The 21,228-nt window shown below is 60.3% G+C and carries 21 protein-coding genes; 18 read left to right on the top strand and 3 right to left on the bottom strand.

The features are described from left to right. The first annotated feature begins 69 nt into the window (after positions 1-69). Genes pyrH through DW892_RS07205 form a run of 8 tightly spaced genes read left to right on the top strand, consistent with a single transcriptional unit; the run spans position 70 to position 8,420 of the window. Positions 70-792, top strand: coding sequence for a UMP kinase (pyrH, locus tag DW892_RS07240; RefSeq protein WP_117766653.1), 723 nt, complete (start codon positions 70-72; stop codon positions 790-792). Positions 793-794: 2 nt separating this feature from the next. After that, positions 795-1,331, top strand: coding sequence for a ribosome recycling factor (frr, locus tag DW892_RS07235; protein WP_006236112.1), 537 nt, complete (start codon positions 795-797; stop codon positions 1,329-1,331). Between the two features lies 1 nt (position 1,332). After that, positions 1,333-2,127 (top strand): isoprenyl transferase, encoded by a 795-nt coding sequence (locus DW892_RS07230; RefSeq protein WP_117766651.1) that lies wholly within the window; start codon positions 1,333-1,335, stop codon positions 2,125-2,127. 2 nt (positions 2,128-2,129) lie between these two features. Next, on the top strand, positions 2,130-3,029 hold the full coding sequence (locus tag DW892_RS07225; RefSeq protein ID WP_233524910.1) for a phosphatidate cytidylyltransferase: 900 nt from the start codon (positions 2,130-2,132) through the stop codon (positions 3,027-3,029). Next, on the top strand, positions 3,029-4,216 hold the full coding sequence (gene dxr, locus DW892_RS07220) for a 1-deoxy-D-xylulose-5-phosphate reductoisomerase (RefSeq protein WP_117766649.1): 1,188 nt from the start codon (positions 3,029-3,031) through the stop codon (positions 4,214-4,216). Before DW892_RS07225 ends, dxr begins: the two co-directional genes overlap by 1 nt. Before the next feature lie 24 nt (positions 4,217-4,240). Further along, on the top strand, positions 4,241-5,602 hold the full coding sequence (locus DW892_RS07215) for an RIP metalloprotease (RefSeq protein ID WP_117766647.1): 1,362 nt from the start codon (positions 4,241-4,243) through the stop codon (positions 5,600-5,602). 13 nt (positions 5,603-5,615) lie between these two features. Beyond that, a complete protein-coding gene (ispG, locus tag DW892_RS07210; protein ID WP_117766645.1) occupies positions 5,616-6,698 on the top strand; it encodes a flavodoxin-dependent (E)-4-hydroxy-3-methylbut-2-enyl-diphosphate synthase in 1,083 nt (360 codons plus the stop codon). Further along, on the top strand, positions 6,699-8,420 hold the full coding sequence (locus DW892_RS07205; protein ID WP_233546869.1) for a proline--tRNA ligase: 1,722 nt from the start codon (positions 6,699-6,701) through the stop codon (positions 8,418-8,420). 176 nt (positions 8,421-8,596) lie between these two features. Here the strand turns inward: DW892_RS07205 and DW892_RS07200 are convergent, their stop codons facing one another. The 3 genes from DW892_RS07200 to rpmB form a co-directional block, all read right to left on the bottom strand. Then, positions 8,597-9,361, bottom strand: a complete 765-nt coding sequence (locus DW892_RS07200; RefSeq protein WP_006236119.1) for an aminoglycoside phosphotransferase family protein — start codon at positions 9,359-9,361, stop codon at positions 8,597-8,599. An 88-nt stretch (positions 9,362-9,449) separates the two neighbouring features. Then, complete coding sequence (gene adhE, locus DW892_RS07195) at positions 9,450-12,098, bottom strand: bifunctional acetaldehyde-CoA/alcohol dehydrogenase (protein WP_117758530.1); 2,649 nt, start codon at positions 12,096-12,098, stop codon at positions 9,450-9,452. A gap of 514 nt (positions 12,099-12,612) precedes the next feature. Then, positions 12,613-12,801 carry a 50S ribosomal protein L28 gene (rpmB, locus tag DW892_RS07190; RefSeq protein WP_022094725.1) on the bottom strand — a complete coding sequence of 63 codons (189 nt, stop codon included), beginning with the start codon at positions 12,799-12,801 and terminating at the stop codon, positions 12,613-12,615. Positions 12,802-13,253: 452 nt separating this feature from the next. Between rpmB and pyrR the strand changes: the two genes are divergently transcribed. The 10 genes from pyrR to thiI all read left to right on the top strand — a co-directional run bounded on the left by pyrR (position 13,254) and on the right by thiI (position 21,227). Next, positions 13,254-13,838, top strand: coding sequence for a bifunctional pyr operon transcriptional regulator/uracil phosphoribosyltransferase PyrR (pyrR, locus tag DW892_RS07185; RefSeq protein WP_006236123.1), 585 nt, complete (start codon positions 13,254-13,256; stop codon positions 13,836-13,838). Between the two features lie 4 nt (positions 13,839-13,842). Continuing rightward, positions 13,843-14,787 carry an aspartate carbamoyltransferase catalytic subunit gene (locus tag DW892_RS07180; RefSeq protein ID WP_055309882.1) on the top strand — a complete coding sequence of 315 codons (945 nt, stop codon included), beginning with the start codon at positions 13,843-13,845 and terminating at the stop codon, positions 14,785-14,787. Further along, positions 14,771-16,060 (top strand): dihydroorotase, encoded by a 1,290-nt coding sequence (locus tag DW892_RS07175; protein ID WP_117766643.1) that lies wholly within the window; start codon positions 14,771-14,773, stop codon positions 16,058-16,060. The genes DW892_RS07180 and DW892_RS07175 overlap by 17 nt, the downstream gene beginning before the upstream one ends. Before the next feature lie 116 nt (positions 16,061-16,176). Next, complete coding sequence (locus DW892_RS07170) at positions 16,177-16,944, top strand: dihydroorotate dehydrogenase electron transfer subunit (RefSeq protein WP_117766707.1); 768 nt, start codon at positions 16,177-16,179, stop codon at positions 16,942-16,944. Between the two features lie 14 nt (positions 16,945-16,958). After that, positions 16,959-17,867, top strand: a complete 909-nt coding sequence (locus DW892_RS07165; RefSeq protein WP_006236128.1) for a dihydroorotate dehydrogenase — start codon at positions 16,959-16,961, stop codon at positions 17,865-17,867. Further along, complete coding sequence (gene pyrF / locus DW892_RS07160; protein ID WP_117564271.1) at positions 17,861-18,577, top strand: orotidine-5'-phosphate decarboxylase; 717 nt, start codon at positions 17,861-17,863, stop codon at positions 18,575-18,577. The genes DW892_RS07165 and pyrF overlap by 7 nt, the downstream gene beginning before the upstream one ends. Positions 18,578-18,816: 239 nt before the next feature. Then, positions 18,817-19,125, top strand: a complete 309-nt coding sequence (gene mihF / locus DW892_RS07155) for an integration host factor, actinobacterial type (protein WP_006236130.1) — start codon at positions 18,817-18,819, stop codon at positions 19,123-19,125. Beyond that, complete coding sequence (gmk, locus tag DW892_RS07150) at positions 19,126-19,695, top strand: guanylate kinase (RefSeq protein ID WP_099431806.1); 570 nt, start codon at positions 19,126-19,128, stop codon at positions 19,693-19,695. It begins immediately after the preceding gene. Positions 19,696-19,700: 5 nt separating this feature from the next. Beyond that, complete coding sequence (locus DW892_RS07145) at positions 19,701-19,982, top strand: DNA-directed RNA polymerase subunit omega (protein ID WP_035138532.1); 282 nt, start codon at positions 19,701-19,703, stop codon at positions 19,980-19,982. Further along, entirely contained in the window at positions 19,983-21,227 is a 1,245-nt protein-coding gene (gene thiI, locus DW892_RS07140) for a tRNA uracil 4-sulfurtransferase ThiI (protein ID WP_117766641.1), read from the top strand. Position 21,228: the final 1 nt, after the last annotated feature.

Raw genomic sequence — 21,228 nt, 5'->3', positions numbered from 1 at the left:
CCTGCTTTTTCATGGCTCTTATCAGAGCCTTTGATATCATATTGAGAGTCTAATTAAAGGAGGATCGCTTTGTCCGACATCCGATATAAACGAGTGCTTCTTAAGCTTTCCGGCGAAGCGCTGATGGGCAACGGCCAATATGGCATCGACCCCAAGGTTACCGATCATCTTGCCAAGCAGGTCAAGGAGCTGCTCGCCGTTGGCCATGAGGTCGGCGTCGTTGTCGGCGGCGGCAATATTTTCCGCGGCATGGCAGGCGCTGCCGGTGGCATGGAGCGTGCTCAGGCCGACTACATGGGCATGCTCGCGACCGTTATGAACGCGCTCGCCCTGCAGGATGCTTTCGAGCATAACGACGTTCCCTGCCGTGTGATGAGCGCTATCCAGATGAACGAGATCTGCGAGCCCTATATTCGCCGTCGCGCCATCAACCACCTTTCCAAGGGCAACGTCGTTATTTTTGCCGCCGGTTCGGGCAATCCGTACTTTACGACCGACACCGCCGCTGCTCTTCGTGCGTGCGAGATCGGCGCCGAGATTCTGATTAAAGCCACCAAGGTTGACGGCATCTACGACAAGGATCCCGTCAAGTGCGCCGATGCCGTCCGTTTTGACAAGATTACCTATCACGAGGTTCTCGTTCGCGGTCTGCAGGTTATGGATTCCACAGCTACGGCCCTGTGCCAGGATAACCGTATGCCTATTTTGGTCCTCAACATCGATGGCGAGGACACCGTCAAGCGCGCGCTCGCGGGTGAGCCCGTCGGCACGCTCGTCTATCAGGAGGATTAAGCATGGCAGAGAACATCACCGCCCATATGGACAAGTCGCTCGAGTCCCTCAAGCATAACTTCTCCAAGGTCCGTACCGGTCGTGCCAACGCCAACATTCTGTCCGACATCACCGTCGATTATTACGGTGTCCCCACGCCGGTCACGCAGGTTGCCGCCGTCAAGACCCCCGAGGCTCACATGCTGCTCATCGAGCCGTGGGATAAGGCGCTCATCAATGCTATCGTCAAGGCCATCGGCGCTTCCGATCTGGGTATTACCCCCAACTCCGATGGCACCGTCGTTCGTCTTCCGTTCCCGGCTCCCACTGAGGAGCGCCGTCGCGAGCTCGTCAAGGAGTGCCGCGAGTACGCCGAGCAGGCCAAGGTGTCTATCCGTAACATCCGTCGCGACTTCAACAACAAGCTCGAGCGCGATGAGGAGCTCACCGAGGACGATGTCCGTCGCGAGCAGGCCAAGGTCCAGAAGCACACCGATGAGTATGTCGCCAAGGTCGAGGAGCTTCTGAAGGAAAAAGAAGCCGAGGTCATGGAGATCTAAGGTGCAATACGACGAGCATAAACTGGTCGAGTACTTTGCCGACGCCCCTGCGGGCGTCGGTTTTTCCGACCTTGACCTCAATAACATTCCGCACCATATCTCGTGCATCATGGACGGCAACGGTCGTTGGGCCACGTCGCGCGGTCTTGCACGCACCGAGGGCCACAAGGCGGGTATCGTCTCGCTGCGCGAGATCATTACCGCCTGCGTGCGCCTGGGCGTCGACGTGCTTTCGGCCTATGCATTTTCGACCGAAAACTGGAATCGACCGCAGCACGAAGTCAACGTTCTGATGCACCTGTTTGCCAAGACGTTTATCGACGAGCTGCCGCTTCTGAAGCGCGAAAATGTGCGCGTAGTCTTTTTGGGTGACATTTCCGCGCTGCCCAAGAAGACTCGCGATGTCTTTGAGCGCGGTCTTGCCGAGTGCGCCGATCACACCGGTATGACGCTGGCGCTTGCCGTCAACTACGGCGCGCGTGCCGAGATTACCCGCGCTGTCCGTCAGATCGCATCCGACGCTGCCGCCGGTAAGATCGATCCTGCCGCAATTGATGACGACATGGTGGCTTCCCACCTCTATACCGCCGGTTTTCCCGATCCCGAACTTGTGATTCGCACCTCTGGTGAGCTGCGCCTTTCGAACTATCTGCTGTGGCAGGTGGCTTATTCCGAATTCTACGTCACCGATACCTATTGGCCCGACTTTGATCGTTGGGGCCTTGTCGACGCCATTTTGGCCTATCAGGGCCGTGACCGTAGGTTTGGTGGACTGAGCAAGACCGAGGAGGCTTAATCGTGTCCGATCGTCCCAAGGCATCTGCTCCCAAGACGCCTGCGCGCAAAGCTGCCACTGCGGGAGCGCCTGCAGCGAAGAGCGGCACCGGTTCGTGGCTGGCGGGCTTTATTACCCGTGCCGCCGCCGGTATCGTCTACGCCGTTGTCTTTATCCTGTGCCTGGTTTTGGGTATCGTGCCCACGGCCATCTTTGTTTCTGTCATGAGCGGTCTGTGCTGCTATGAGTTTTTCCGTATGACAAGGCTCGATGGCAAGATGGCTAACGAGCGCATGGGTATCGCTGCCGCCGTACTCTTTCCGCTGTCGGCGTTGGGCGATTCGATGTTGCTGAATGCCCTGCTTTTTGCCCTGATGCTCGCTGTGGGCATTTGGTATGTCTGGTCGCCGCGTACCCGCATCTCTGATGTGGCAGTGACGCTCATGGGTCCCATCTACACTGGCTTTATGCTGTCGGCTATCGTGCTGCTGCGCGATGCCGTGCCCGGTTTTGCCGGTGCCCTGCTTTCAGTGGGCGTTTGCGCGTCCCTTTGGGTCTCCGATTCGTTTGCCTACATCGTGGGCAGCCGTATCGGCAAGCACAAGATGGTTCCCAAGATTTCTCCCAAAAAGAGCTGGGAGGGGTTTGTCGGCGGCATCCTGGGCTCGGTTTTGATTTGGCTCATCCTGTGGGCGACGCACTTCTACAAGCTCAGCCTGCCCTATGCGCTGCTGTGCGGCGTGGTTGTGTCCATTCTGGGCGTTATCGGCGACCTTATCGAGTCGCGCATCAAGCGCGGTGTGGGCGTCAAGGATTCCGGCAACCTTATCCCGGGCCACGGCGGAATGCTCGATCGTAGCGATTCGCTTATCTTCGGCTGCATCACCGCGCAGCTGTTGCTGATGATCGGAGGCGTGCTGTAATGTCCTTCCAGACGACGTATGGCCCCGATGGACGCCTTCGCGTTGCCATCCTGGGTTGTACGGGCTCTATCGGCACCCAGGCGCTCGATGTGTGCCGCCAGCATGCCGATCGCCTGCAGGTGACGGCGCTGTCCGTTAACTCCAGTACCTCCGAGCTCGTTGCCGCTGCCCGCGAGTTCTCGGTTCCGGCGGTTGCCGTGGCCGATGTCGATCATGGCGATGACGCCGTGCTGCAGGAGTTGCCCGAGGGAACGAAGCTCGGCGTTGGCGCGCAGGCGGTTTGCGAGCTCGCGCGTCGCGACGATGTCGACTGCGTGCTCGTCGCTATTGTGGGCGCCGCCGGTCTCGAGGCGAGCCATGCGGCCTTGACCTCGAATAAGCGCCTTGCCCTTGCCAACAAGGAGTCCCTCGTCGTCGGTGGCGACTTGCTTATGCCGTTGGCACAACCGGGCCAGCTTATTCCGGTCGACTCTGAGCATTCCGCCATCTACCAGTGCTATCTGGGGGAGAACCCGCGCGAGGCCCACTGCATTTGGCTCACCTGCTCGGGCGGTCCGTTCTTTGGCCGCACGCGCGACGAGCTCGATCGCGTGACGCGTGCCGATGCCCTCGCGCATCCCACGTGGGCCATGGGTGCCAAGATCACCATTGACTCCGCCACCCTCATGAACAAGGGCCTGGAGCGCATTGAGGCCATGCATCTGTTTAACTGCGACCTCGATTTCATTAACGTGGTCGTGCAGCGTCAGTCCAAGATTCACTCTATGGTCGAGTTCGCCGACGGCTCCGTGATGGCGCATCTCGGTGCATCCGACATGCGTATTCCCATCCAGTTCGCGTTCTCGTATCCCGAGCGTTGGGATACCCCGGCGCCTCGTATCGATTTCCGCGAGCTGGGGCAGCTCACGTTTGATGCTGCCGACATGGATACCTTCCGCTGTCTGGCGCTGGCCGAGCGTGCCGGCAAGACGGGTGGCACCATGCCGTGCGTGCTCAATGCCGCCAACGAGGTTGCCGTCGATGCCTTCCTGCACGATGGCTGCAGCTTTACCGATATCGATCGCATTGTGGAATCCTGCATGGACGCCCACGATATGCAGGCGGTCGATTCGTTTGAGCAGCTTCGCGACATCGATGCGTGGGCGCGTGAAAAGGCTGCGCAGGTGCTCGCCGCAACCCGTTCCTAACCCATAAGGATTGCTTTTCGTTTTATGGATACTGTTCTGAGCGTTCTCTCATCGGTCTTTTGGGGCCTGCTGATGCTTTCCGTCCTCGTGTTTTTGCACGAGGGCGGCCACTTTTTGGCGGCGCGTGCCTGCGGCGTCCGTGTGACCGAGTTCTTTTTGGGTCTGCCGTGCCGCTTTGACATCCATTACACGTCGCGTCGCATTGGAACCAAGTTTGGCGTGACCCCGCTGCTGCTGGGTGGCTACGCTGCCATCTGCGGTATGGATCCGACCGATGTTTCGTGCGCCGATCGCGTGCTCGCGGCTATCTATCGTCATGGTCGCGTGACCGTGGCCGACCTTGCTGTCGAGCTCGAACTTTCCGAGGAGGATGTGCTCGAGGCATGCGCCCTTTTGCTGGGCTGGGGCTCCATCGCGCCCTGGTATGAGGAAGGGGAGAAGCCCTCGCCGAGCTACTATCCCACCAAATATCAGACGTTGCCACGAGACACGGCAGGCTATACCACCTTTGATGGTCGCCGTTTCGATCGCGAACATGCGACTGCCGAGGGCGATGTGTGGGAGCTGCCGTGCGGCGAGGCCGAGTTCCTTGCGCAAGAACGCTCGCACACCTATCTTGGCCAAGGCTTTCTCAAGCGCGCCTTTATGCTGCTCGCAGGCATTATCGTCAATATCTTGACGGGTTTTTTGCTCCTTATGAGCATCTATTCCATTGCGGGTGTCACCGTGCCGATGGATACCAACGTGATCGGTCAGGTTGACGAGGGATCTATTGCCGCCAAGGCGGGTATCGAGGCCGGTGATGCGATCCTTTCGGTTGACGGTGTCTCATGTTCTACTTGGATGGATGTCTACGATGCCATCGGCAAGGCTGCCGGTAAGGACGATATCGCCATCGAGTACGAGCGTGACGGCAAGCAGCATTCGACCACGGTTGCGCTCAAAGAGGACGAGCGCCTAGGTGTGTATGCCTCTACGCAGGTGGTCCGTTTAGACCCCATCACGTCGGCTCGCCTGTCGTTCTCCTATGTCGTGCAGACAGCGGAGGGCGTGATGCGCCTGCTCCAGCCGCAGCATACGATGGAGATTCTCGATCAGTCCTCTTCGATCGTGGGTATTAGCGTTATGTCCTCACAGGCTGCTGCTGCCGGCCCTGCCGCGTTCCTTTCGTTTGCCGCCCTCATTTCGTTCTCGCTTGGCTTTATGAACCTGCTGCCCATCCCGCCACTCGATGGCGGCAAGCTAGTCATCGAGATCATTCAGAAGATTGCGGGCCGCGAGCTTCCGCTCAAGGTCCAGACGATTGTGAGCTATGTGGGCATCGCGCTCTTTGCGCTGCTGTTTGTCTATATGCTTCGTTCCGACATCCTTCGATTTATTCTGTAGGGGAGTGTTTGGATTGTCTTTATCCCATCCTTTGCCTCGCGAGCTGACGCGCTCCGTGCATGTGGGCGGCGTGCAGATCGGTGGCGGCGCGCCGGTGGTGGTCCAATCTATGACCTGCACCGATACCGCTGATGCCCAGGCAACGCTTGCGCAAGTGTGCGCGTTGGCGCAGGCTGGCTGCGATATCGTGCGCGTGAGCGTGCCCTCCGAGGCCGCGCTTGAGGGCTTCCGCACCATCTGTGCCGAGTCTCCGGTGCCGATTGTCGCCGATATCCACTTTAACCATAAGCTCGCCATTGGTGCCGTTGAGGCCGGTGCCGCCAAGCTGCGCATCAATCCCGGCAATATCGGCGATTGGGCCAAGGTTGACGCGGTGATCGATGCTGCGGGTGCCGCGGGCTGTGCGATTCGCATTGGCGTGAACGCGGGCTCGCTTGAGCAAGATATTGCCGAGCGCGACGACCTCACGCAGCCCGAAAAGCTCGTGATGTCGAGCGAGCGCTTCGTCAAGCACTTTGAGGATCGCGGCTTTACGAGCATTGTGCTTTCGGCCAAGGCCCATAGCGTGCAAACGACGCTCGATACCTATCGAGCCCTGTCACGTGAGATTCCCCACGTTCCGCTTCACCTGGGCGTGACGGAGGCGGGGACCAAGCTTCAGGGCACCATCAAGAGCTCTGTAGGCTTGGGTATCTTGCTTTCCGAAGGCATCGGCGACACCATGCGTGTGTCGCTCACGGCCGATCCGGTTGAGGAGCCGCCGGTCGCCTGGGGAATTCTACAGTCGCTGGGCCTGCGTCGCCGTGGTCCCGAGATTGTCTCGTGCCCCACGTGCGCCCGCTGCCAGGTTAACCTCATTCCCATCGCCGAGGAGGTCACCGAGCGGCTTAAGAACTATTCCGCGCCGCTTTCGATTGCCGTCATGGGATGTGCCGTTAATGGCCCCGGTGAGGCTTCTGATGCCGACCTGGGCGTTGCTTGCGGACGTGGTCAGGCCTTGCTCTTTTCGCATGGCCAGATCATTGGTAAAGTAGCTGAGGACCAAATTGTCGACGCGCTTATGGCAGAGGTCGACAAGCTTATTGAGGAGAAATAAATGACCCGAGCAATGTATATGTCTAAGCTCTATGCGCCGACGCTTAAAGAGGATCCGGCGGACGCTGAGCTCGCCAGCCACCGCCTGCTGCTCCGTGCCGGCATGATCCGCAAGGAGGCCGCCGGTCTGTATTCCTACCTGCCGCTCGCATGGCGCTCGATTCGCAAGATTGAGAACATCGTGCGCGACGAGATGGACGCCGCCGGCGCCCAGGAGCTTATGATGCCTATCATGGTCGATGCCGAGTTGTGGCGTGAGTCCGGCCGTATCGATGCCTATGGCAAGGAGCTTGTGCGCTTTGACGACCGTCATGGTCGCGAGTTCGTGCTGGGCCCCACGCACGAGGAGACCGTCACGGCCCTGGTGCGCAACGAGCTGCGCTCCTATAAGCAGCTGCCAGTGAACCTCTATCACATCCAGGATAAGTTCCGCGACGAGTTCCGTCCCCGTTTTGGCCTGATGCGCGGTCGCGAGTTCATCATGAAGGATGCCTACAGCTTCTCCGCCACGCAGGAGAGCTTGCAGGAGGAGTATGACAAGATGAAGCAGGCCTACGCTAACATTTGCGAGCGCTGCTACATCAAGGCCTTGCCCGTCGTTGCCGACTCCGGCGAGATCGGTGGCGATACCTCCGTCGAGTACATGGCTTTGGCCGACGCCGGCGAGGCTTCTCTCGCCTATTGCGATGACTGCGGTTTTGCCGCCGATGATGAGGCTGCAAGCACCAAGGTCGTCGTGACTGAGGGTCCCGGTGACGGTACGCTTACCAAGGTCGAGACTCCGGGCATGGGCACCATTGAGGCCGTTGCTAAGTTCTTTGGATTCCCCGAGAACGGTACGCGCAAGTCCCTGGCGCTCATCGATGCCGAGGGCAAGCCCGTCGTGGCCATCGTCCCGGGCGACCATGAGCTCAACGACTGCAAGGCCGAGCATGTCTTTGGCAAGGGTTATCGCATGATGACGGACGAGGAGCTCCAGACCTACGGTCTGCACAAGGGCTTTATCGGACCGGTTAACTTGCCCGAGGGCATCCGTCTGGTGTGCGACGAGAGCCTGCGCGAGTCCAAGCAGTGGGCCTGCGGTGCCAACGAGGTCGATTATCACTTTACCGGTGCCTGCCCCGAGCGCGACTTTACCGTCGATGAGTGGGCAGATCTGGTCACCGTCGTTGCCGGCGATCCCTGCCCGCACTGCGGCAAGCCGCTCTCTGCTGCTCGCGGCATCGAGGTCTCGCAGGTCTTCCAGCTGGGTACCAAGTATTCCGAGGCCATGGGCGCCACCTTTATGGACGAGGACGGCAAGGAGAAGCCGCTTATCATGGGTTGCTACGGCGTGGGCGTGTCCCGCTCGCTTGCTGCCGTCGTGGAGCAGCACAACGACGAGCACGGTATCGTCTGGCCGGTTTCCGTTGCCCCGTACGAGGTCGCGGTGATTCCGCTCGATCCCAAGAAGGAGGAGTGCGCAACCGTCTGCGACCAAATCATCGAGGGCTTGTGCGCCGAGGGTATCGAGGTCGTCGTCGACGACCGTGACGAGCGTCCCGGCTTTAAGTTTGCCGATAACGACCTTATGGGATTCCCGTATCAGGTGGTGCTTGGCAAGCGTGGCCTTAAGAATGGCACCGTTGAGCTCAAGGACCGTGCCACGGGCGAGCGCGAGGACGTGGCGATTGACGAGGTCGTCGCCAAGGTTGCCGAGCTTGTTAAGGCGGCCCGCCGTTAATCGATGTTTCTGCTATTAGATGTAATTGCGGGACTGCTCCGTATCTCTCTTAGGAAGAGATGCGGAGCAGTCTATTTTGTTGCGTGAATAAACTCGATGGGTAAAGGAAAACCCCACAGCCCATATGAGCTGCGGGGTTTTCTTGTGCCTCCGATGCGAAATAAATCGCTCAGATATTACTGATAATCGACGACGTCGATCCAGTTCTTCAGGAACTCATCGTTCACGTTGCGCTTACGAGCGAGCTCGGAAGCGGCGACGATGCTCGTCCACTGACGCACGACCTGCATGGGCATGTCGGCGCGGTCGCAGTAGAGCTCCAGGTAGGCCTCGGCCTGATCCTTGCTGTTGAGGGCGAAGAGCAGGTAGGTGGTGGCAACGTCGGCAGCAGGGGAGCCCTGGGTGGCGTGTGCCCAGTCGCACACATAGAGCTGGCCGTCGTCGCCGACGATGACGTTGGAGGGGTTGAAGTCGCCGTGGCAGACCTTGAACTCCTTGGTCATGCCGTCCAGACGCTCCTGAAGGTTGTAGCGCGTGGTGGCATTGAGCTGATCAAGGCTGTCGATCATGCGGGCGAACTTGTCGCGCTGACGGTTGAGCAGCGGGGAGGTGTAGCCGTGGATCTCGATTTGGAGGTCGACGAACATCTCGAGATACTCACCAAAGCGCTGGGGCTCGGCAGTCATCTTCTCGGCAAGGGTGGTGCCCGGAACCTTCTCGGTCACGAGCGCCCAGCCGTTGGCGTTCTCGAGCTGGGAAACCTCGAGAGCCTTGGGGCTGCGGATGCCGCACTCATTGATGCGGGCAAGATTCAAAGCCTCGTTGAACACGTCGGAGACAGGCTTGGTCTCGTTAAAGACCTTGACAATCTTGTCGCCCAGGTCGTAAACGACCTTGTTGCCACGGCGGACGAGCTCGGTCTTGGAATCGGGTAGCAGCATGGTTGCATCCTTTCAACGATGCGATAGAAGCGACGGCGGGGGGGTGTGAAACACCCGTGCACCCCCGCCGTTAAAAACCGTGCTAAAACTAGCAGACGGCGTAGTCCTGAGGCTCGCGGCCGTAGTAGGCGTCCAGGTAGAGCTCCTTGATCTCGCTCATGAGCGGGTAGCGCGGGTTAGCGCCGGTGCACTGGTCGTTGAATGCCTGCTCGGTCATCTCGTCGAGGGTGTCGAGGAAGTACTGCTCGTCAACACCGTAGTCGGCGATGGTCTTCTTGACACCGATGAAGTCCTTGAGCTCCTCGAGCTTCGTGATGAAGTTCTCGAAGACCTCCTTGTCGTCCTTGCCCTCGATGCCGCAGTACTTGGCCATCTCGGCGTAGTTGTGCAGCGCGTTGGGGTAAGGATACTGGGAGAACGTGCCCATCTTGACGGGAGCCTCGGCGGCGTTGTAGCGCATAACGCGGGTCAGGATGACGGCGTTGGCGAGGCCGTGGGGCAGGTGATGGAAGGCGCCGAGCTTGTGAGCCATGGAGTGGTTGAGGCCCAGGAAGGCGTTGGCGAAGGCCATGCCGGCCATGCAGGAGGCGTTGTGCATCTCCTCGCGGGCGTGCGGGTCCTTGGCGCCGTTCGTGAAGCTGGAGGGCAGGTTCTCGAAGACGAGCTTAGCAGCGCGCTCGGAGAGGCCCTTGGTGTAGTCGGAAGCCATGATGGAGACGTAGGACTCGATGGCGTGGGTCATGACGTCGATGCCGGAGGCAGCGGTCAGGCCGCGCGGGGCGGTCATGCAGTTGTCGGCGTCGACGATAGCCATGTTGGGGAGCAGCGCGTAGTCGGCGAGCGGCCACTTGATGCCGGTCTCCTTGTCGGTGATGATGGCGAACGGCGTGCACTCGGAGCCGGTACCCGAAGAGGTCGGGACGGCGACGAAGTAGGCCTTCTTGCCCATCTCGGGGAAAGTGAAGATACGCTTGCGGATGTCCATGAAGTCCATGGCCATGTCCTCAAACTTGCACTCGGGGTGCTCGTACATCATCCACATGATCTTGCCGGCGTCCATAGCGGAGCCACCGCCGACGGCGATGATCACGTCAGGCTCAAAGAGAGCCATCTGCTTGGCGCCGCGACGTGCGCACTGCAGCGACGGATCGGGCTCGACGTCGTAGAAGCAGTCGTGGGCGATGCCCATCTCGTCGAGCTTGGCCTCGATGGCGCGGGTGTTGCCATTCTTGAAGAGGAACTGGTCGGTGACGATGAAGGCGCGCTTCTTGCCCATGACGGTACCGAGCTCGTCGAGGGCGACGGGCGTGGAACCCTTCTTGAAGTAGACCTTCTCGGGAGCGCGGAACCACAGCATGTTCTCACGGCGCTCGGCCACAGTCTTAACGTTGATCAAGTGCTTCACCCCAACGTTCTCGGAGACGGAGTTGCCGCCCCAGGAGCCGCAGCCCAGGGTCAGAGACGGCTTCATGCCAAAGTTGTACAGATCACCGATGCCGCCGTGCGAGGACGGGGTGTTGATGACGATACGGCAGGCCTTCATGACGTGCTCGAACAGGCTGATCTTCTCGGCCTGGGCGGGGTGCACGTACAGAGAGGCGGTGTGGCCCGGGCCACCGGCGAGCACCAGGTGCTCGGCCTTGTCGACGGCCTCCTGGAAGTCCTTGGCGTGATACATGGCCAGGACCGGGGAGAGCTTCTCGTGGGAGAACTCCTCCTTGGCGGGGTCGGTGGAGGTGACCTCGGCGATCAGGATCTTGGTCTTGGCAGGAACCTCGATGCCGGCGAGCTCGGCGATCTTGGCGGCAGCCATGCCGGGAATGCGGTGATCGAGAGCGCCGTTCTTGAACATGGCGGCACGCAGGGCCTCCATCTCGGCACCCTGCTTGACGAAGTAGCAGCCGCGCTTCTGGAACTCGGCTTTGACCTGGTCATAGATGGTGTCGATGACGGTCACGGACTGCTCGGAAGCGCAGATCATGCCGTTGTCGAAGGTCTTGGAGTGGATGATGGAGTTGACGGCGAGCAGCACGTCGGCGGTGTCGTCGATGATGACCGGGGTGTTACCGGCGCCAACGCCCAGGGCGGGCTTGCCCGAGGAGTAGGCGGCCTTGACCATGCCCGGGCCACCGGTGGCGAGGATGATGTCGACGTCGCGCATGACCATGTTGGTCAGCTCGATGGAGGGGACATCGACCCAGCCGATGATGCCCTCGGGGGCGCCGGCCTTGACGGCGGCGTCAAGCACGAGCTTGGCGGCGGCGATGGTGCACTTGGCGGCTGCCGGGTGCGGGGAGATGATGATGCCGTTGCGGGTCTTCAGGCTGATCAGCGTCTTGAAGATCGCGGTGGAGGTGGGGTTGGTCGTCGGGATGACGGCGCCCACGATGCCGATGGGCTCGGCGATCTTGGTGATGCCGTAAGCCTCGTCGCGCTCCAGAACGCCACAGGTCTTGGTGTTCTTGTAAGCGTTGTAGATGTACTCTGCGGCGTAGTGGTTCTTGATGACCTTGTCCTCAAGAACGCCGCGGCCGGTCTCCTCGATGGCCATCTTCGCCAACGGGATACGAGCCTTGTTGGCGGCCATGGCGGCCTCATAGAAGATCTTGTCGACCTGCTCCTGCGTGTACGTAGCAAAAAGCGCCTGGGCCTCTCGCATCTGAGCGAGCTTAGCCTCAAGCGCCTCTACGTTGTCCACAATTGCGGGAGTAGTGTTTTCCGGTGACTTTTTCACCATTTGTGTCTCCTTGCGATCGGAGATTTACCCTACGACTTGCATGATAGCAAGAAATTATTCGGCGAACGGCAAGATTCCCGTAAAAGGCATACTAAAACGCTTCAATATACTGAAGCGTTTTAACTAAAACTATCTGCCAGTGCATCGCCCCGCTCATTAGGGACAGACTAAAATAAGTATTTCAATGGGAAAACGGGGAGAACGGGGCATCTGTTTGATAATCGCTATTCGCGGGTCGCTGTTGAGTCGGACACGCAGGCGGTGCAGCTTCTCGATTATATCCATCTCAATCCTGTGAAAAGTGCAATCGACTCACTCGAGACGTACCGTTGGTCAAGCTTTAAGGCATATCAGCTAGGCTATGATTCCTTTGACATCTGCAAACACTCATGTAAGTCTGTCCCCAATGAGTGCAAAAGGCGCCCTCCTTAGGGGAGGGCGCCTTTGGTAAGTTCTATGTGAACGCGAGGTCTTTGACCCGGAGAGTCCGAGGTACTTGTTGGTAAGACCTTATTTAGGAGCGCGCAACCTTGCCAGACTTGAGGCAGGTGGAGCAAACGTTCATCTTGCGACGGTGACCATCGACGACGACGTAGACGCGCTGGATGTTGGGGCGGAACTTACGGTTGGTGACGCGGTGAGAGTGGCTGATGGAGCGACCGGCAACGGGGTGCTTACCGCAAACTTCGCAAACTTTGGACATAACTGACCCTCCTTGGGCGACAAACGAACATGTCGCGTTAACAAACAAGCCTGAACTATAGCACAGAAGCAGCTCCCTGTGCGTAATCTACACAGAGATATTCCTCTTTTGGCGATAGTGCTCACGCCACGGCCCTGGACGTAGATCCGATTTGCGTGCAGCAGAGGGGATTATGCCAGCTCGCGCGTGCGTTTTCAAGCTCGTCCCACAAATATATATAGGTTTATTGAGCATTGGGCTCCGTTTACGGATTGCTCTGTATTTATGCTCGCAATTAAGCTCGAGGTTGGCTACACTATTCCTTGACCATTAAAGGGGTACGAGATACCCACATGGAATTACATAGCTGCCATGCGAGCAGCCCTTCCTGTGGGTGTCTGGTCCGCTTTAAGCGGTCGGGCATCTATTTTTTTGACTGTGTCAGCAGTCAAGACATGTGAGGAAGGAGATCGATGGGCACGACTTCCCCCAAGGCGGTCATCATGGACGAGACCGCCGTCAATCGAGCGATGACCCGCATCGCGCACGAGATTCTCGAGCGCAACGAGGGCTGTGAAGACCTCGCTCTGGTCGGCATCGTCACGCGCGGCGACCTTCTGGCAAAGAAGCTCGCCGAGGAGATCAAGGAGATCGAGGGCGTCGACGTTCCGCTCGGCAGCCTCGACATCAGCTTCTACCGCGATGACTACGCTACCAATTTCGCTCCCGCGATCCACGCCACCAACATTCCCTTCAGCGTCGATGGCAAACGCGTCGTTTTGGTGGACGACATCCTGTACACGGGTCGTACCATCCGCGCCGCTCTAGACGCCGTCATGGACCTGGGCCGTCCGAGCCGCATCGAGCTGGCAGTTCTCGTTGACCGCGGTCACCGCGAGCTCCCCATCTCGCCGGACTTTGTCGGCAAGAACGTTCCCTCGTCGCATGAGGAGAACGTGCACCTATATATGAAGGAAGTCGACGGCCACACCGCCGTCGAGATTAACGACGTCGCGCCGGGTTCCCACGTGGGCTCCGCGCCGCTGGGAGGTGAGTAGTACCGTGGCGTTCAACCATAAGCACCTGATCGACATTACCGAGTACTCCGAAGAGGACATCAAGCTCATCCTCGAGACCGCCAAGGCGTTCTCCGAGGTCAACGAGCGTGCCATCAAGAAGGTCCCCACGCTCAAGGGCAAGACCATCGTCAACATGTTCAACGAGCCCTCGACGCGCACCCGCAGCTCCTTCGAGCTCGCCGAGAAGCGTCTTTCGGCCGACAGCCTCAACTTTGGCGGCTCCTCGACCTCCACGGTCAAGGGCGAGAGCCTCGTCGACACCGTCGAGACCCTCAACGCCTATAAGATCGACTGCATCGTCGTGCGCGACAAGCACGCCGGTGCGCCCTATATCGTCACGCAGAATTCGCCCGCGAGCGTCATCTGCGCCGGCGACGGCAAGCACAACCATCCCACGCAGGCCCTGCTCGACCTGTACACCATCTGGGAGCACAAGGGTGACTTCCACGGTTTGAAGGTCGCCGTCGTCGGCGATATCGCGCACTCCCGCGTCTGCGGCTCGCTGATCCCCGCCCTTAAGATTATGGGCTGCGAGACCTACGCCGTCGCCCCCGGCACGCTGCTGCCGCCGTCGCCCGAGGTCCTGGGCTGCGACCACGTGACGAGCGACCTCGATTCCGTCCTGCCCGAGCTGGACGTCGTCTACATGCTGCGCGTGCAGCAGGAGCGCCTCGAGGGTGCCCCGTTCCCGACCATTCGCGAGTACCACAAGCTCTTCGGCCTGACCAAGGACCGCGAGAAGCTCATGAAGCCCGACGCAATCATCTGCCACCCGGGCCCCATCAACCGCGGCGTCGAGTTCGATTCCTATATGGCCGACCACCCGCAACGCTCCGTCATCCTGGAGCAGGTCTACGCCGGTATCTGCGTGCGTATGGCTATCCTGTATCTGCTGCTTGGAGGTGCCGATAATGGCCTTGCTTCTTAAGAATGCCCACGTCGTCGACCCGTCCGTCGAGCTTGACGGTGTCGTTGACGTCCTGATTGACGGCGACAAGATCGCCGAGGTCGGCGAGAATCTCGCCGTCGAGGGGGCCGAGGTCCGCGACCTTTCCGGCAAGTACCTCGTCCCCGGCCTGGTGGACATGCACGTTCACCTTCGCGAGCCCGGCTACGAGGTCAAAGCGGACATCGAGAGCGGCACCCGCGCAGCTGCCAAGGGCGGCTTTACCGGCGTGTGCGCCATGCCCAACACCGATCCCGTCACCGATAACGGCACCGTCGTGGAGTTCGTCAAGTCCCGCGCTGCCGAGGTCGGCCACTGCCGCGTCTATCCGTCGGGCGCCATGACCCGCGGTCTTAAGGGCGAGGCCATGTCCGAGATGGGCGATATGGTCGCCCACGGCGCCGTCGCCTTCACCGATGACGGTCGCGGCGTGCAGGGCGCGGGCATGCTCCGTCGCTGCATGGACTACGGCAAGATGTTCGGCAAGGTCTTTATGAGCCACTGCCAGGACGAGGACCTGGTCGGCCACGGCCAGATCAACGAGGGCAAGGTCTCGACCCGTCTGGCCCTCGAGGGTTGGCCGGCTGCCGGCGAGGAGCTCCAGATCGCCCGCGACATCGAGATCGCCAAGCTGACCGGTGCCAAGCTGCACATCCAGCACATCTCCACCGCCCATGGTCTGGAGATCGTGCGTGCCGGTAAGGCCGCTGGCGTTCAGGTTACCTGCGAGGCTACCCCGCACCACATGTTCCTGACCGAGAACGACCTGGACGAGACCTACAACACCTCGCTCAAGGTCAATCCGCCGCTGCGTACCGAGGAGGATGCCGAGGCTATCCGTCAGGGCGTCATCGACGGTACCGTCGACGTTATCGTCACCGATCACGCTCCTCACACCCCGTGGGAGAAGGCCCGCGAGTTCGAGCTTGCGCCCTTTGGTATGATCGGCCTCGAGACCTCGCTGTCGCTCGTGCTCACCGAGCTGGTCAACACGGGCAAGATGAGCATGGGCCGCATGGTCGAGCTCATGGCCATCAAGCCGCGTGAGATCCTGGGTCTCGACCAGGTTCAGGTCAAGGCGGGTTCCATCGCCGACCTGACCGTCTTCGACGCGTCCGCCACCTGGACGGTCGGCGAGGATGGCTACGAGTCGCGTGCCGAGAACTCCGGTTTTGCCGGCCGCATGCTCACCGGTCGTGCCACCGATGTGTTTGTCGGCGGTAAGCAGACGCTCGCCGACGGCTGCATCTGCTAGCATAGCCTTATCGCTTTTGTGCGCGGTGCCCTTGCGGTGCCGCGCTTTCTGTTCGTTTTGACCATGCAATCGCATGGGGGATTGGAGCGTCTATGCCCACACCTTCCACTGCACGCATGCACGACTTCGAGGTCGTCTCGAACCAGGAGATCGCCGACGGCATCTTCTCGCTCGTCATCTCGGCCCCCAAGCTTGCTAGTGCGCTCAAGCCCGGTCAGTTTGTGAACATCGCCGTGCCCGGTGATGCGTCCTCGCTGCTTCGCGTGCCCCTGAGCTTCTATCGCGCCGACGCCCAGGCCGGTACCGTCGAGCTGTGGTACGCCGTCGTGGGCGACGACACCCGTCGTCTATCGCAGATGGCCCCCGGCTCCAAGTCCAACCTGTTGGGCCCTGGCGGCCGCGGCTGGCTTGTTCCCGAGGGCACCAGGAAGGCGCTGCTCGTGGCGGGCGGCATCGGCGTTCCGCCCGTGCTGTGCCTTGCCGGCATGCTCGTCGAGCAGGGCGTGGATGTCGACGTTTGCCTGGGCTTTGGCACCGCTTCCAAGGCCGTGGGTGTCGATGAGTTCCGCGCGCTGGGCGCCACGGTTAACGTGTGCACCGACGACGGTTCGCTCGGCACGCACGGTTTTTGCACCGACCCGGCAGCCGAGCTGCTCGGCGAGGGCGGCTACGACTACGTGGCCAGCTGCGGTCCCGCCGTCATGATGAAGAAGGTCGCCGCCGCAGCCGCCGAGGCCGGTGCGTACTGTGAGGTGTCGCTTGAGCGCATGATGAGCTGTGGCTTTGGCGCCTGCAACACCTGCAATGTCGAGACGGTCGACGGTATGAAGGGCGCCTGCATGTGCGGCCCTGTGTTCGATGCTTCCAAGGTGGTGGTCTTCTAGTGGGTACCGTGAACATGGCCGTCGATTTCGGCGGCGTCAAGATGCAGAACCCCATCAACACCGCAGCCGGTACCTTTGGCTACGGTTGGCAGTTCCAGAACTTCTTTGATGTTTCCCAGCTGGGCGCCATCACCACCAAGGGTTGCGCTGCCGAGCCCTGGCCCGGCAATCCCGCGCCTCGCATGGCCGAGATCCCGGGCGGCATGATCAACTCCGTGGGCCTTCAGAACCCCGGCGTGGCCGCCTTTGCCCGTGAGTCCGGTCCTTGGCTCGAACAGCTGTCCAAGGACGGCTGCCAGGTCATCTGTCAGGTTGCCGGCCACTCCGTTGACGAGTTTGTCCGCGCACTCGAGATGTATGTCGAGCTGTGCCCCTGGGCTGCCGGCTACGAGATCAACGTGAGCTGCCCTAATATTGCCGCCGGCGGTGCCGCCATGGGATCAACGCCCGAGGGCGCCTCTTCCGTTATGGCTGCCTGCCGCAAGGTGACCGATAAGCCGCTGTTCGTAAAGATGGCTCCGGTCAACGTTGCCGAGATTGCCAAAGCCCTCGAGGCCGCAGGCGCCGACGGCCTTTCGGTCATCAATTCCATCCAGGGCATGGCCATTGACGTGCACACCCGCAAGTCCCGCGTTGCCAAACCCAAGGGCGGCCTTTCGGGCCCGCTGTGCCACCACATCGCCGTGCGCATGGTCTGGGAGGTTGCCCAGGCCGTCGATATCCCCATCAACGGTGTCGGCGGTGTCATGACCGGCGAGGATGCGGCTGAGTTTATCCTGGCCGGCGCCACCTGCGTGTCGGTCGGCATGGCCAACTTCGTCGATCCGTGTGCTTCGCTTAAGATCGCGCATGAGCTCGAGGCCTGGGCCGAGTCCCAGGGCGTGAAGGACATCAACGAGCTGGTAGGTGCTTTCGAATGCTAGAGAATGATGCCCGCGACCGTGTTATCGTCGCCCTCGACTGCGACCGTGAGCGCGCGCTCGAGCTCGCCCACGAGCTTTCGGGTCATGCTGCCTGGCTCAAGGTCGGCATGACGCTCTATTACGCTGAGGGTCCCCAGATCGTCAAGACGTTCAAGGACCTGGGCTTTAAGGTCTTCCTCGACCTTAAGTTCCATGACATTCCGCATCAGGTGCGCGGCGCTGCCCGCTCGGCTTCGCTTGCCGGTGCCGACCTGCTTTCGGTCCACGGCCTGGGCTCGGGTGCTATGCTCGCTGCCTGCCGCGAGGGTGCCGAGGAGGCGCGTGAGGACCGCGCCAAGCTCGTCGCCATCACCGTGCTCACGAGCATGAATCAGGATGCCTTGAGCGAGATCGGCGTCGAGTCGCCCGTGGCCGAGGAGGCCGCCCGCTTGGCAAAGCTTGCTCAGGCCAATGGCATCGATGGCATCGTGTGCTCACCGATGGAGGCTCACGACATGCGTGAGCTGCTGGGTCCTGATGCCCTGATCGTGACTCCGGGTGTGCGTCCGGTGGGTGCCGCCCTTGGTGACCAGTCCCGCGTGGCGACGCCTTCCCAGGCTATCGAGCGTGGCGCAAGCCACATTGTGGTGGGCCGTCCCATCACCGGTGCCGACGATCCGGTTGCCGCCTTTGACGCCATCGTCGCCGAGCTGGTCGAAAACGTCGCGTAAAAGATTCCCCTAAGTCACCACTTTTGGGTCTCATTAGCACAAAATAGCCCCTGTGCCTGCGTAAACTTTCCCATCCTTTGTGTGGAATCGCAGGTCAGGGGCTTAACTTTGGGCGCAGTATATTGCACTTTTTGCGGGTATCGTCTAACCTATGGAGCCGCGATTGGGCATTTTGTACGTTCTACGTGCTAAAATGCTAATTATTGAATCAGATATAACCCAACTATTTGGAGGTACGAATGGCACTCCCTCAGCTTACCGACGAGCAGCGCAAGCAGGCTCTTGAGAAGGCTGCTGCCGCACGTCACGCCCGCGCTGAGCTTCGCGAGCAGATCAAGAAGGGCGAGAAGTCCCTCGAGTCCGTGCTCAACTCCGATGACCCCATCGCTTCCCGCATGAAGGTTTCCACTCTCATCGAGTCTCTCCCTGGTTATGGCAAGGCCAAGGCCGCCAAGATCATGGAGGAGCTCGGTATCTCCGCTACCCGTCGCGTCCAGGGCCTCGGCGTCCGTCAGCGCGAGCAGCTCCTCGAGCAGCTGACCAAATAAGTGAGCGCTCAGGATTCCAAGCTCTTTGTGATTTCTGGACCGTCAGGCGCAGGCAAGGGTACGCTCGTCACTCGTGTGCGCGAGCGCCGCTCGAACCTGGGCCTGACGGTTTCGGCTACCACGCGAGCACCACGCAAAGGTGAGGTCGACGGCGTCAACTACTTTTTTCTGACGCGCGAGGAGTTCGACCGCCGCGTGGCAAACGGTGAGTTTGTTGAGTGGGCCGAGGTCCACGGTAACTGCTACGGCACGTTGGTGAGCGAGGTCACATCCAAGCTCGCCTCGGGCTCGTCTCTGATTTTGGAGATCGATGTCCAGGGCGCCCTGCAGGTGAAGGAGCGTTTCCCCGAGGCCGTGCTGATCTTTATCAAGCCGCCTTCGCTTGAGGTGCTCCGCGAGCGTCTAGTCGGTCGCGGTACCGAGACGCCCGAGACGATTGAGCTGCGTATGGCAAACGCCGCCGATGAGCTTGCCCTTGCCGACCGCTACGACGACGTCGTGGTGAATGACGATCTCGACCGCGCGACCGATGAGCTCGTTCGCGTTCTCGATATGCATGAAAGGATCTGAGGTCCGTGTCCGTTGTAAAGCCTTGCATTGACGATCTTCTGGAGAAGACCGATCACAACCGCTTCCTGCTCGCTTCGCTTGCCTCCAAGCGCGCCTGCGACATCAATAGCATGCTGCGTGGCCAGCACAACCGCGTGCTTGCCGTCCAGGATGTCGATGACATCACCATCGGGCTTTCCGGTGCCGATACCATCTCGATGGCTATGGACGAGATTGTCGACGGCGACATCTCTTACGACGAGGCCCGTTACGAGAAGGCGCTCGGCCACAAGGTTGCTGAAGCCTAAATGGCAGCTCGCGTCTGCCTGGTCCACTATCACGAGGTTGGACTGAAGGGCAAGAACCGCGCACATTTTGAGCATATCCTCATGGATAACATCAAGGCGGCCTTGACCGCCTTTTCCGTGAACGCCGTGTCTCGAATTTCCGGTTATATCCTCGTGACCTTTAACGAGCATCAGGCCGACGAGGCGGCGCGTGTCATTCGCACCGTCCCCGGCGTTGCCCGTGTGTCTTTGGCGTATCACACCAACCGCGACCCGCAGGAGTACTGCGCCGCCGCTGTGAAGGCGCTGCGCGAGTTTGGTTCCTTCGATTCGTTTAAGGTGCACGCCAAGCGCTCCAATACTGACTATGAGCTCACCTCGATCGATATCAATCGACAGGTTGGCGAGGTGCTGTGTGAGGCCTTCCCCGATAAAAAGGTTCAAATGCACGACCCCGATGTGATGGTGCACGTACTGGTGGTCCAGGGTAGCGTTTATGTGTACGCGCGCTCCGAGCGCGGCGTGGGCGGTCTGCCGGTGGGTTCTGCCGGCAAGGTCGTGACGCTGCTGTCGTCGGGTATCGATTCTCCGGTGGCGACCTGGATGCTCGCGCGTCGCGGCGCGGTGTGCGTGCCGGTGCATTTCTCCGGTCGTCCGCAGACGCCTGATACGAGCGAGTATTTGGTGCAGGACATCATCCGTGCGCTTGAGCCGGGTGTCCAGATCGGCCGCCTGTACGTGGTGCCGTTTGGCGACTGCCAGCGTGAGATTTCGGTCACCTGCCCCAGCAACCTGCGTGTGATCATGTATCGTCGCATTATGTATTCGGTTGCCGAGCGCATTGCGCGCATCGAGGGCGCCAAGGCCATCGTTACGGGCGAATCGCTTGGGCAGGTTGCCTCCCAAACGCTTGAGAACATCATGGCCGTCAACGAGGCCGTGAAGATCCCCGTGTTCCGTCCTCTCATCGGTTCGGACAAGCAGGAGATCATCGCGCGTGCTGAGGAGATCGGTACGTTCGATATCTCGACTGAGGCCGCTCCCGACTGCTGCACGCTGTTTATGCCGCGCCGACCCGAGACGCACGCTAAACTCGATGCCGTGCATGAGGCCTGGGAGTTGTTCGATCATGAGGAGATGATCGAGCGCCTGCTCAAGCAGACCGAGTACATCGACTTCGAGAGCAACACATATAAGGCCCCTAAGACCTTAAAACGCAAACATTCGGAGCTTGCTCCGCGTGAGATTTACCAAGATTACGAGTAAA

The sequence above is a fragment of the Collinsella sp. AM40-7AC genome, assembly GCF_003468125.1.
Classification (GTDB): Bacteria; Actinomycetota; Coriobacteriia; order Coriobacteriales; family Coriobacteriaceae; genus Collinsella; species Collinsella aerofaciens_O.
This window is presented reverse-complemented; position numbering and strand designations above follow the sequence as displayed.